We start from the raw sequence: 11,614 nt of genomic DNA on the forward strand, positions 1-11,614 counted from the left end.
GTTACTCGTCGAGGAAGGAGCGTAGATGCTCGCTTCGCGTCGGGTGGCGCAGCTTACGCAGCGCCTTGGCTTCGATCTGGCGAATCCGCTCACGGGTGACATCGAACTGCTTGCCGACTTCCTCAAGGGTGTGGTCGGTATTCATGTCGATGCCGAAACGCATGCGCAGGACCTTGGCTTCACGGGCGGTGAGACCGGAGAGCACTTCGCGAGTCGCTTCCTTGAGGCTCTCAACGGTAGCAACATCGATTGGCGACTGCATGGTCGAGTCTTCGATGAAGTCACCCAGATGGGAGTCTTCGTCATCACCGATCGGGGTTTCCATGGAGATCGGCTCTTTGGCGATCTTCAATACCTTGCGGATCTTGTCCTCAGGCATTTCCATGCGTTCGCCCAGCTCTTCCGGGGTCGGTTCGCGACCCATCTCCTGCAGCATCTGCCGGGAAATACGGTTGAGCTTGTTGATCGTCTCGATCATGTGCACCGGAATACGGATGGTGCGGGCCTGGTCGGCGATCGAGCGAGTGATCGCCTGACGGATCCACCAGGTGGCATAGGTCGAGAACTTGTAGCCGCGACGGTATTCGAACTTGTCCACTGCCTTCATCAGGCCGATGTTGCCTTCCTGGATCAGGTCGAGGAATTGCAAACCGCGGTTGGTGTACTTCTTGGCGATGGAGATCACCAGACGCAGGTTCGCTTCAACCATCTCTTTCTTCGCGCGGCGGGCCTTGGCCTCGCCGATCGACATGCGACGGTTGATGTCCTTGATCTCGGCAATCGTCAGACCGGTTTCGGTCTCGAGCGCAGTCAGCTTCTGCTGGCAACGGATGATGTCCGGCTGCAGGCGACCAATGGCTTCGGCGTACTTGCTCTTGCCTTTGGCCAGGGCCTCGGTCCAGCTTTCGTCAACTTCGTTGCCCGGGAACTGGCGCAGGAAGTCGGCACGCGGCATGCGAGCATCACGCACGCACAGTTGCATGATGGCGCGTTCCTGCTGGCGCAGGCGGTCCAGGGCACTGCGAACGCGCTCGACCAAGCCTTCGAACTGCTTCGGTACCAGCTTGATCGGCATGAACAGCTCGGCCAGGACCAACAATTCGGCAATCGCCGCCTTGTTGTGGCGACCGTGCTTTTTCAGGGCCTTGCGGGTGATTTCCATCTGCTCGGCCACGGCGCCGAAACGCTGTGCGGCAATGACCGGATCCGGACCGCTTTCGGCTTCTTCTTCGTCGTCGCTGGCTTCGGCTTCTTCGTCGTCCGTGTCGTCGTCGGCTTTCACCGCCTTGGGATCGACAGGCGGTGGTACTTCGGCGGCAGGCGGCGCAATGCCGTCGTCCGGGTCGATGTAGCCGCTCAGGACGTCGGACAGCCGACCGCCTTCGCTGGTGACGCGATCGTACTCGCTGAGGATGTGATCAACCGTGCCGGGGAAGTGCGCGATTGCGCCCATCACTTCACGGATGCCCTCTTCGATACGCTTGGCGATTTCGATTTCGCCTTCACGTGTGAGCAGCTCTACCGTACCCATTTCGCGCATGTACATGCGCACCGGGTCGGTAGTGCGACCGATGTCGGTTTCCACTGCCGCCAACGCAGCCGCTGCTTCTTCGGCAGCGGCTTCGTCGGTATCGGCTTCGGCCAACAAAAGGGCATCCGCATCCGGAGCACTCTCGAATACGTTGATCCCCATGTCGTTGATCATGCGGATGATGTCTTCCACCTGTTCCGGATCTGAAATATCCTCCGGCAGGTGGTCGTTGACCTCCGCGTAAGTCAGGTAACCCTGCTCACGACCACGGCTGATCAACTCTTTGAGGCGAGACTGCTGTTGCGCTTTTCCGGACATAACACCCTATCCACTGAAGGTCTTGGCGGGCAAAAAACAAGCCGAGGATTATACCCGAGCTATGACCTCACGCGCCAGTTGAGGTCGGGTTTGATGCAGGAAGATTGCGTTTTAGCAGTTCAAGCAGCTGATTTTTGTCTTCAGCGCTCAAATCGCCTTGCCGCGACTTCCTGATGAGTTGTTCCAGTTTTCGCTCGGTTTGACGGGCTGACAGACTGGTTATGGTGTCGAAAAACTGTTGTTCAAGGTTTTCTCCTTCAATCAGCCACTCCTTTTCCGCCAAACGGGTGAGTAATCGACCCTGTTCGGTGCCGTGCCAACGCGAAATCAGTTGAAATGAGCTTAGCCCAGGATTCTTTTGCACGGCTTCGAGCAAGGCCACGAGCAGCTGTGCATGGGTGTTTTCTTCATCGGCCAGGTGACCGGCGGTCTCGACCTTCTCCGCCAACTGCGGATGATGGACCAGGGTGCGCAGGGCGGTAAGCGTTGGCGGTTCGACGGCGGCCGGGGTCCGTGGGCCACGGGGCTCGTCGCGGTCGCCGCGCTTGCCGTTCTTGTCCCAGGGCTTCTTGTCCCACTTCTTGCCGCCCGCGCCGGGCTTTTTCGGTGTCCACTCCTGCTGGGGGACGTAGGTCTCCTGCGGGGCATGATAGTCCGAATAGTCGGGCATGGCGTCGTAGTCGATGCCGGGATCATAGGCCGGTGGCGCGTCGGCCGGCGCACTATGCACCAACTGACTGACGGTTTCGCTGGTCAGGCCGGTGATCTGGGTGAGGCGCTGGCGCATCAGGGTGCGCAGGTTGGCGCCGGGTACCTTGTCGATCAGCGGCGCGGCGAGGGTGGCCATGTGCGCCTTGCCTTCCAGCGAGCGCGGATCGGCCTCTTCGGTCAGTTGCTGGAAGAAATAATCCGCCAGCGGCTGCGCGTGCTGGTTGATCCGGGCGCGGAAGGCGTCAGTGCCTTCGGCGCGAATCAATGTGTCCGGGTCTTCACCTTCGGGCAGGAACAGGAAGCGTGCGCGCCGCCCGTCCTGCAGGCTGCTCAGGGTGGCTTCCAGTGCGCGCCAGGCGGCATTGCGGCCGGCCTGGTCGCCGTCAAAGCAGAACAGGACGTTGGGCACCACGCGAAACAGGCGTTTGAGGTGTTCTTCGCTGGTGGCGGTGCCCAGGGTCGCGACGGCGTTGCGCAGCCCTTGCTGGGCCAGGGCGATGACGTCCATGTAGCCTTCGACGACGATGATTTCGTCGAGGTTGCGGTTGTTCTTGCGGGCTTCGAACAGGCCGTAGAGTTCCTGGCCCTTGTGAAACACCGGGGTTTCCGGCGAATTCAGGTACTTCGGCTTGTCGTCGCCCAGTACCCGACCGCCGAAGGCGATGATCCGGCCGCGGCTGTCGCGGATGGGGAACATCACGCGGTCGCGAAAGCGGTCGTAGCGCTTGCCGGTTTCGGCATTCTCGATCAGCAGGCCGGCGTCGATCATGGCTTTCTGCTGCAGTGTGTCGCTGGACAGGTGCTTGAACAGGTTGTCCCAGCCCGGCGGGGCGAAGCCCAGGCCGAAATCCCGGGCGATCTCACCGGTCAGGCCGCGGCCCTTGAGGTAGTCCACCGCCGCCTTGCGCGCCGGATGGCTCTTCAGGGCCTGGCGATAAAAGTCGGCGGCGGCGGTCAGGAGCGGGTAGAGCGGCGAATCGGTCGGCTGGCGCGGCTTGTGCGCGCGTCCGCTTTCCTCGCGGGGAACTTCCATGCCGGCGGCTTTGGCCAGGTCCTCGATGGCCTGGGGGAAGTCCAGGTTGTCGTGGTCCATGAGAAAGCCCAGGGCGTTGCCGCCAGCGCCGCAGCCAAAGCAATAGTAGAACTGCTTGTCCGGGCTGACGCTGAAGGACGGGGTCTTTTCCTTGTGGAACGGGCAGCAGGCAGTGTAGTTCTTGCCAGCTTTTTTCAGTTGCACGCGCGAACTCACCACGTCGACGATGTCGGTGCGGTTGAGCAGGTCGTCAATAAAGCTTTGGGGAATTAGCCCGGCCATGGCGTTCTCATCATCGCAGAGTGCTCGATAGCTGGAACGGAAAGGGTGTGCTCGTCGTTAGCCTTGGAAGGCTCGTCAGTAAAGACGCGCACCGCTGGCAAGTGCCAGGTCTGACGGGGTGAAGCAGGTTCGTCTGGGTCGCATCGGCGGCTTCGACGGTGAAGCATCAAGCGATATCCGCAAATGCCATTAGCCCGGCTGAGGGCCGGGCTTGGCAGAAGCTTGCAACGAACGTCTGTGTATTAGTACAGACGAACGGCGCGGCGCTGTTCGCGCTGAACTTTCTTGGCGTGACGTTTGACAGCTGCTGCTGCCTTGCGCTTACGCTCCGAAGTCGGCTTCTCGTAAAATTCGCGGCTACGAACTTCAGCCAGAACACCGGCTTTTTCGCAGGAGCGCTTGAAACGACGCAGAGCTACGTCGAAGGGTTCGTTCTCTTTAACTTTGACGGCTGGCATCCAGAGCTACCTTCATTCATTACCGGGGTCGACGTCCTCAGGCAAAAGCGCACTGGAGATCGTCGGTTTTTAAGGGTTGCGGATGTTAACCCCTCATGGCGCGGAATGCAAAGCCTCTGATCGAAAACCGCTGGTAGGGGCCCGGAGTGACGACTATTATGCGCGCCTTCGAATTCAGCCTCTACAAGGCGCAAACCCATGCTAGTACTGGGATTAGAAACCTCCTGCGACGAAACCGGTGTCGCGCTGTACGACAGTGAGCGCGGGCTTCTCGCCGATGCGTTGTTCAGTCAGATCGACCTGCACCGCGCCTATGGCGGCGTGGTACCGGAGCTGGCCTCGCGTGATCACGTCAAACGCATGCTGCCGTTGATCCGCCAGGTCCTGGCCGAAGCCGACTGCGCGCCGAGCGAGATCGATGCAATTGCCTACACGGCTGGCCCCGGCCTGGTCGGGGCCTTGCTGGTCGGGGCTTCGTGCGCTCAGGCGCTGGCTTTTGCCTGGGATATACCGGCCCTGGGCGTGCATCACATGGAAGGTCACTTGCTGGCGCCCATGCTGGAAGAGCAACCGCCGGCGTTTCCGTTCGTCGCTTTGTTGGTCTCCGGCGGGCACACCCAGCTGGTTCGCGTCGATGGCATCGGTCAATACGCGTTGCTGGGGGAAACCCTGGACGACGCGGCTGGCGAAGCCTTCGACAAGACGGCGAAGATGATCGGTCTCAATTATCCGGGTGGTCCGGAAATCGCCCGGTTGGCCGAGCAGGGCGTGGCGGGGCGTTTCGTTTTCCCGCGGCCGATGTGCGATCGCCCGGGGCTGGATTTCAGTTTCAGCGGTTTGAAAACCTTCGCCTTGAATACCTGGCAGCAGTGCGTCAGCGCTGGAGACGACGGTGAGCAAACCCGTTGCGACATCTCGCTGGCCTTCCAGCAGGCGGTGGTGGAGACTTTGACCATCAAGTGCAAGCGGGCATTGAAGCAGGCGGGCATGAAGCGCCTGGTGATCGCCGGCGGCGTCAGTGCCAACAAGGCCCTGCGCGCTTCGCTGGAAAAGATGCTGGGCGAGATGAGGGGCGATGTGTTCTATGCCCGCCCCGAGTTCTGCACCGACAATGGCGCCATGATCGCGTTTGCCGGCTGCCAGCGGCTGCAGGCCGGGCAGAAGGAAAGCCTGGCGATCAGTGTGCAGGCACGTTGGCCGATGGAGCAGTTGTCGGCGATTTAAGTGGGGGCCGCGTGAGGTGGCGGGTGAGCCATCTTCACGGCCAGGATCAGAAATGTCGTTCGCGCCCTGCGAAAAGGTCGCGTAGATTGCCGCGATGGCGCCAGACGATCAGTCCGGTTACCACGCTCATCGGCAGCAAGGCGGCGGGTTCCTGCCAGGCCAGCAGCGGCAGGGTCAGCGGGGTGGCGATCAGGGCGGCGAGCGAGCTGGTGCGGGTGAGGGAGAAGGTCAGTAGCCAGATCACGAGGGCCAGCAGGGCGGCGGGTGGATAAAGCCCGAGCAGCATGCCGGCCGCCGTGGCGACGCCTTTGCCGCCGCGGAAGCGGAAGTACAACGGAAACAGGTGACCGAGGACGGCACAGAGCCCGACCCAGGCTTGTTGTTGGAGCGACAATCCGGCGGCGTTGGCGATCAGCACCGGCAGCAGGCCTTTGCACAGATCGCCGAGCAAGGTCAGGATGGCCAGCTTCTTGCCGGCCAGGCGCAGCATGTTGGTCGCGCCGGCATTGCCCGAGCCACTCATTCGCGGATCGGGGCTTCCCGTGAGGCGGCTGAGCAAAATGGCGAAGGACAGAGAGCCGAGCAGGTAGGCGAGGATCGCCAGTAACCAAAACATGCTAACTATTCCGGGTGGGGACGCCCTGATTCTAACGGCGCATTGCGCCCTTGTCGTGCTGCGGAGAGAAGTGCTTGGACAGAGTGTTTATCGAGGGCCTGGAAGTCGACACCGTGATCGGTGCCTATGACTGGGAGCGCGGCATCCGTCAGTGCCTGCGTCTTGATCTCAGTTTTGCCTGGGACAACCGCCCGGCGGCGGCCGGCGACGATCTGAGCCTGGCCCTCGATTATGCGAGCGTTTGCGCGCGCATCCAGTTGTTTGCCGAGCAGTCGCAGTTCCAACTGGTGGAGACCTTCGCCGAACGCCTGGCCCAGGTGTTGATGAGCGAGTTCCAGATTCCCTGGTTGCACCTCAAGTTGACCAAGCCGGGTGCCGTTGCGGCGGCCAAGGGCGTGGGCGTGGAGATCGAGCGCGGATGTCGCTAACTCAGGTTTATCTCGGGCTCGGCAGTAATATCGAGCGCGAAACCCACTTGCGCGCCGGGTTGGATGCGCTGGCCACTTTCCTGGTGGATATACGCTGTTCGGCGGTGTTCGAAAGCCAGCCGGTGGGCATCAAGAGCGGGCCGTTCTTCAATCTGGTGGTCTCGGCATTTACCGACCTGCCGTTGCTGGAGTTGGATCGGCGCTTGAAGTTCATCGAGGCTGACAATGGCCGTTATGCGCCGGATCGCAAAGGGCTGCCACTGGATATCGATGTGCTGTTGTATGGCGATTGGGTCGGGAATTTCGACGGGCTGATCCTGCCGCGGGCGGAAATTCTCAAGAATGCCTTTGTGTTGTGGCCGTTGGCGCTGATTGCACCGGAGCGACAGCATCCCGAGGCGGGGAAATCTTTCGCGACATTGTGGCAAGAGGCGCGGATCGATCAGGTGCTGGCCCCCGTGGCGTTTGAGTGGCGTGGGGTACAGTTGACGCCGCCGGATCTGTTGTAGGTCGTAAGGTCGGCGCGGTCATTGTGGGCGTCAGCTTGCTGGCGATGAGGCCCGCAAGCCTTGCAGCGATTATTCGGCCGCCATCGCCGGCAAGCCGGCTCTCGCGCTGCTTAGTGTCGAATCAAGAACTTGCACGCGACTCGATAGCCAATGTGGGAGCGGTGCTTGCCCGCGAAGCTTCTGGCCCCCTCAAGGGCCTCTTCGCGGATAAATCCGGCCCCCACAGGGTGGGGGCGTGCGTTTCAGCCAGTACTTTTTTCCTTGTAGGCCTTGAGGGCTTTGAGGCGCTCACGCTTGAGCGCTTCGCCCAGTTCCGGCCCCTTGAAGCCCTGTTCCAGCAGCGGCTGAACCGCAACTGCCTTGGCCGCCGCCGCCGCCCCGCGTAAATAATCCGCCTGTGGATAAGTTCGCTGCTCCAGCCCCAGGCGTCCGCGCGCGTCCATTTCGCAGGCGGCGATGAACTCCTCGAAACGCTGCGGTCGTCGATAGACATCGAAACTCTGCAACAACTCCAGCAAGGTCGTGGCCTTGAGCTCCAGGGCGCGATGGCCATGGGTATGGTATTCGCCCACCAGCAAGGCCAGTTCCTGGCAGTCGCGCGGCGCCTTGTAGCGCTCGTTCACCGCCTTGATCAGCTTCAATCCCTTGAACTCGTGGGCAATATGCTTCGGCCATTGGCTTTCGGGTGTCAGTCCCTTGCCGAGGTCGTGCAGCAGGCAGGCCCAGCGCACGGTCAAGGGTTGCTGATGGCGCCCGGCTTGTTCCAGAACGCTCAGGGTATGCACGCCGCTGTCGATTTCCGGGTGATGGGCTTCAGGTTGCGGTACCCCGAACAACGCATCGACTTCTGGAAACAGCACGGCGAGTGCGCCGCAGTCGCGCAGCACCCGGATAAACACCTGGGGCTGGCCTTCCATCAGGGCGCGGGAGATTTCCTTCCAACTGCGCTCTGGCGTCAGCGTCTGCAGTTCACCCGATTCAGCCAGCTGGCGCATCAGTGCCAGTGTCTCGGGAGCGACCTTGAAACCCAGGGCGGCATAACGCGCGGCAAAGCGGGCAACGCGCAGGACCCGGAGGGGATCTTCGGCAAATGCGGGGGAAACGTGGCGGAGAAGACGGGCTGCGAGATCCGCCTGGCCGTGATAGGGATCGGTCAGGTTGCCGTGCTCGTCTTCCGCCATGGCATTGATGGTCAGGTCCCGACGGATCAGGTCCTCTTCCAGTGTGACCTCGGGGCTGGCGTGGAAGGTGAAGCCGCCATAACCGCGTCCGCTCTTGCGTTCGGTCCGGGCCAGGGCATATTCCTCGCCACTGGAGGGATGGAGAAACACTGGAAAGTCCGCGCCGACCGGGCGAAACCCCTTGGCGAGCATGTCTTCGGCGCTGGCACCGACCACGACCCAGTCGATATCGGTCACCGGTTGGCCCAACAGGCGATCGCGAACCGCGCCGCCGACTTTATAAATCTGCATGAAAAACCTCCGTTGGCACGACAGGATAACCTGTGTATCGCGCCAACGGAGGCAAGGACGCGGTTCAGAGATGAATCACGGCCAGGTCCAGTCGACCGTAATCCCCATCGCTGTGCTCGCCTCTGGGCGGGACGTGGTGGGTTTTCATGACCTGGTCGCCCTGCAGGGTTTCCAGGTGGATATCGAAGCCCCAGAGGCGGTGCAGGTGCTTGAGCACTTCCTCGGTCGAGTCACCCAGGGGTTTGCGGTCATGTTGCTGGTGACGCAGGGTCAGCGAGCGGTCACCACGGCGGTCGATGCTCCAGATCTGCACGTTGGGCTCGCGGTTGCCCAGGTTGTACTGGGCGGCCAGGGTTTCGCGAATGGTCCGGTAGCCCACTTCGTCGTGGATGGCCGGCACCAGCAGGTCGTCGCGCTGGTCGTCATCGAGGATGCTGAACAGCTTGAGGTCGCGAATCACTTTCGGTGACAGGTACTGCAGGATGAAGCTCTCGTCCTTGAAGCTGCTCATGGCGAACTTGATGCTCGAGAGCCAGTCACTGCCGGCCAGTTCCGGGAACCAGTGACGATCCTCATCCGTGGGGGACTCGCAGATCCGTCGAATGTCGCGATACATGGCAAACCCCAGTGCATAGGGGTTGATGCCGTTGTAGTAGGGACTGTCGAAGCCCGGTTGGAACACCACGCTGGTGTGGGAGGTCAGGAACTCCATCATGAAGCCGTCGGTGACCAGTCCTTCGTCGTAGAGATCGTTCATCAGGGTGTAGTGCCAGAACGTCGCCCAGCCTTCGTTCATGACCTGGGTCTGGCGTTGCGGGTAGAAATATTGGGCGATCTTGCGCACGATCCGGACGATTTCCCGTTGCCAGGGCTCCAGCAGCGGTGCGTGTTTTTCGATGAAATAGAGGATGTTTTCCTGGGGTTCGGGGGGGAAGCGTGCGTTGTCCTTGTCGCTGAACTTGTCCGCGCCCTTGGGGATGGTGCGCCACAGGTCGTTGATCTGCTTTTGCAGGTGTTCCTCGCGGTCCTTCTGCCGCCGCCGTTCCTCCTCGGCGGAAATCGGATAGGGTCGTTTGTAACGGTCGACACCGTAGTTCATCAGGGCATGGCAGGAGTCGAGCAGGTCCTCGACCGCGTCGATGCCATGGCGCTCCTCGCATTGCATGATGTACTGCTTGGCGAAGACCAGGTAGTCGATGATCGAGCTGGCATCGGTCCAGGTGCGGAACAGGTAGTTGCCCTTGAAGAAGCTGTTGTGGCCATAGCAGGCATGGGCCACTACCAACGCCTGCATGCAGATGGTGTTTTCTTCCATCAGGTAGGCGATGCATGGATCTGAGTTGATCACGATCTCGTAGGCCAGCCCCATCTGGCCGCGGCTATAGGATTTTTCCGTGCTGAGGAAGTGTTTGCCGTAGGACCAATGGTGATAACCCAGGGGCATGCCGACGGAGGCGTAGGCGTCCATCATCTGCTCGGCGGTAATGACCTCGATCTGGTTGGGGTAGGTGTCCAGGGCGTAGCGATTGGCGATACGGCTGATTTCGCGGTCGTAGGCCTGGATCAGCTCAAAGGTCCACTCCGAACCGGTGGAGATGGGTTGGCGCTTCTGTTGTTTCTGTTTCTGCTCTTTGGCGGTCATGTCACTAACCTGCGCTGGAAGAGTTCACGGAAGACCGGATAGATATCGCCGGCCGACACCAGCTGCTGCTGGGCAAACGTATCGCCGAACGCTTCGCTGATGCGCTCGTATTCGTACCACAGGGCCTGGTGTTCGCGGGGGGTGATCTCCACGTAAGTGTAGTACTGCACGAACGGCATGATCTGGTTGATCAGGATATCGCGGCAGATCGGTGAGTCATCGTTCCAGTTGTCGCCGTCGGACGCCTGGGCAGCGTAGATGTTCCACTCGTTGGTCGGGTAGCGCTCGGCCATGATCTCCTGCATCAGCTTCAATGCGCTGGAAACGATGGTGCCGCCGGTTTCCCGCGAGTAGAAGAACTCCTCTTCGTCGACTTCCCGGGCGCTGGTGTGATGGCGGATGAACACCACTTCGATCTTGTCGTAGTTCCGTTTGAGAAACAGGTACAGCAGGATGAAGAAACGCTTGGCGATGTCCTTGGTCGCCTGGGTCATGGAGCCGGACACGTCCATCAGGCAGAACATCACGGCCTTGGAGCTGGGGTTGGGTTGCTTGACCAGCAGGTTGTACTTGAGGTCGAAGGTGTCGAGGAACGGTATGCGGTGGATACGCGCGCTGAGTTTCTCGATTTCCGCCTCGATTTCCTGGATATCGCCGAAGTTGTCCGGTTCTTCCCGTTTCAGGCGCTCCAGTTCGGCCTTGACTTCCTTGAGTTTGGCCCGGCTGCTGCCGGACAGGGCGATTCGCCGCGCATGGGCCGAGCGCAGGGTGCGGATGATGTTGATGCGCGAGGGGTTGCCCTCGTTGCTGATCCCGGCGCGGACGGTTTTGAAGGTATCGGTGCCGGTGAGGTTGCGTTTGACCAGGTTCGGCAGTTCCAGGTCTTCGAACATGAATTCGAGAAACTCTTCCTGGGTGATCTGGAAGACGAACTCGTCCATCCCTTCGCCCGAGTTGCCAGCCTTGCCCGGGCCGCGGCCACCGCCGCCGCCAGGAGGTCGGGGAATATGCTCGCCGCTGGTGAATTCCTTGTTGCCAGGATGAACCACGGTCTGCTTGCCGCCACGGCCGTGGTGCAGCACGGGCTCATCGATGTCGCGGCCCGGGATGCTGATTTGTTCGCCATGCTCCATGTCGGTAATGGAACGCCGGCTCACGGCTTCCTCGACAGCCTTTTTGATGTGGTCACGATAACGCCGCAGGAAGCGCTGACGGTTCACCGTGCTCTTGTTCTTGCCATTGAGACGTCGGTCGATCACATAGCTCATGAGGAGCCCTCCGGACAGCTTCAAGTTACAAGCTTCAAGCGCCAAGCTGGAAGCTTAAAGACAAGCGGTCAGCTCCTGCACCGCAAGCACGTCGATAAACGTGCCCGCGGCTTGTCGCGTGC

The 11,614-nt window shown here is 61.0% G+C and carries 10 protein-coding genes; 3 read left to right on the forward strand and 7 right to left on the reverse strand.

All coding sequences use genetic code 11. The features are described from left to right. Position 1: 1 nt before the first annotated feature. From rpoD to rpsU, 3 genes are all read right to left on the reverse strand, one after another. A complete protein-coding gene (rpoD, locus tag PFEN_RS26765; protein WP_191489608.1) occupies positions 2 to 1,849 on the reverse strand; it encodes an RNA polymerase sigma factor RpoD in 1,848 nt (615 codons plus the stop codon). 67 nt (positions 1,850 to 1,916) lie between these two features. Next, positions 1,917 to 3,875: a DNA primase gene (dnaG, locus tag PFEN_RS26770; protein WP_191489609.1), complete on the reverse strand. Its 1,959-nt coding sequence runs from the start codon at positions 3,873 to 3,875 to the stop codon at positions 1,917 to 1,919. Between the two features lie 242 nt (positions 3,876 to 4,117). Beyond that, complete coding sequence (gene rpsU, locus PFEN_RS26775) at positions 4,118 to 4,333, reverse strand: 30S ribosomal protein S21 (RefSeq protein WP_002551877.1); 216 nt, start codon at positions 4,331 to 4,333, stop codon at positions 4,118 to 4,120. Positions 4,334 to 4,531: 198 nt separating this feature from the next. On the opposite strand from rpsU, the gene tsaD reads away from it, so the two are divergent. Next, positions 4,532 to 5,557: a tRNA (adenosine(37)-N6)-threonylcarbamoyltransferase complex transferase subunit TsaD gene (tsaD, locus tag PFEN_RS26780; RefSeq protein ID WP_191489610.1), complete on the forward strand. Its 1,026-nt coding sequence runs from the start codon at positions 4,532 to 4,534 to the stop codon at positions 5,555 to 5,557. A 46-nt stretch (positions 5,558 to 5,603) separates the two neighbouring features. Here the strand turns inward: tsaD and plsY are convergent, their stop codons facing one another. After that, on the reverse strand, positions 5,604 to 6,173 hold the full coding sequence (plsY, locus tag PFEN_RS26785) for a glycerol-3-phosphate 1-O-acyltransferase PlsY (protein WP_191489611.1): 570 nt from the start codon (positions 6,171 to 6,173) through the stop codon (positions 5,604 to 5,606). A gap of 74 nt (positions 6,174 to 6,247) precedes the next feature. Between plsY and folB the strand changes: the two genes are divergently transcribed. Beyond that, positions 6,248 to 6,601, forward strand: a complete 354-nt coding sequence (folB, locus tag PFEN_RS26790) for a dihydroneopterin aldolase (RefSeq protein WP_191489612.1) — start codon at positions 6,248 to 6,250, stop codon at positions 6,599 to 6,601. Then, positions 6,592 to 7,110 carry a 2-amino-4-hydroxy-6-hydroxymethyldihydropteridine diphosphokinase gene (folK, locus tag PFEN_RS26795; protein ID WP_191489613.1) on the forward strand — a complete coding sequence of 173 codons (519 nt, stop codon included), beginning with the start codon at positions 6,592 to 6,594 and terminating at the stop codon, positions 7,108 to 7,110. Before folB ends, folK begins: the two co-directional genes overlap by 10 nt. A gap of 242 nt (positions 7,111 to 7,352) precedes the next feature. On the opposite strand, the gene PFEN_RS26800 is transcribed toward folK, so the two are convergent. From PFEN_RS26800 to PFEN_RS26810, 3 genes are all read right to left on the reverse strand, one after another. After that, positions 7,353 to 8,582, reverse strand: a complete 1,230-nt coding sequence (locus PFEN_RS26800) for a multifunctional CCA addition/repair protein (protein ID WP_191489614.1) — start codon at positions 8,580 to 8,582, stop codon at positions 7,353 to 7,355. A 64-nt stretch (positions 8,583 to 8,646) separates the two neighbouring features. Further along, complete coding sequence (locus tag PFEN_RS26805) at positions 8,647 to 10,224, reverse strand: SpoVR family protein (protein WP_191489615.1); 1,578 nt, start codon at positions 10,222 to 10,224, stop codon at positions 8,647 to 8,649. Beyond that, positions 10,221 to 11,492, reverse strand: a complete 1,272-nt coding sequence (locus tag PFEN_RS26810; protein ID WP_191489616.1) for a YeaH/YhbH family protein — start codon at positions 11,490 to 11,492, stop codon at positions 10,221 to 10,223. The genes PFEN_RS26805 and PFEN_RS26810 overlap by 4 nt, the downstream gene beginning before the upstream one ends. Positions 11,493 to 11,614: the final 122 nt, after the last annotated feature.

This window comes from Pseudomonas sp. FEN, assembly GCF_904067045.1.
GTDB lineage: Bacteria > Pseudomonadota > Gammaproteobacteria > Pseudomonadales > Pseudomonadaceae > Aquipseudomonas.

Coding starts and splice junctions, on each gene's coding strand:
- PFEN_RS26800 (WP_191489614.1), bottom strand. CDS start 8,582: ATGCAGATTTATAAAGTCGGCGGCGCGGTTCGCGATCGCCTGTTGGGC.
- tsaD (WP_191489610.1), top strand. CDS start 4,532: ATGCTAGTACTGGGATTAGAAACCTCCTGCGACGAAACCGGTGTCGCG.
- PFEN_RS26805 (WP_191489615.1), bottom strand. CDS start 10,224: ATGACCGCCAAAGAGCAGAAACAGAAACAACAGAAGCGCCAACCCATC.
- plsY (WP_191489611.1), bottom strand. CDS start 6,173: ATGTTTTGGTTACTGGCGATCCTCGCCTACCTGCTCGGCTCTCTGTCC.
- folK (WP_191489613.1), top strand. CDS start 6,592: ATGTCGCTAACTCAGGTTTATCTCGGGCTCGGCAGTAATATCGAGCGC.
- dnaG (WP_191489609.1), bottom strand. CDS start 3,875: ATGGCCGGGCTAATTCCCCAAAGCTTTATTGACGACCTGCTCAACCGC.
- rpoD (WP_191489608.1), bottom strand. CDS start 1,849: ATGTCCGGAAAAGCGCAACAGCAGTCTCGCCTCAAAGAGTTGATCAGC.
- rpsU (WP_002551877.1), bottom strand. CDS start 4,333: ATGCCAGCCGTCAAAGTTAAAGAGAACGAACCCTTCGACGTAGCTCTG.
- PFEN_RS26810 (WP_191489616.1), bottom strand. CDS start 11,492: ATGAGCTATGTGATCGACCGACGTCTCAATGGCAAGAACAAGAGCACG.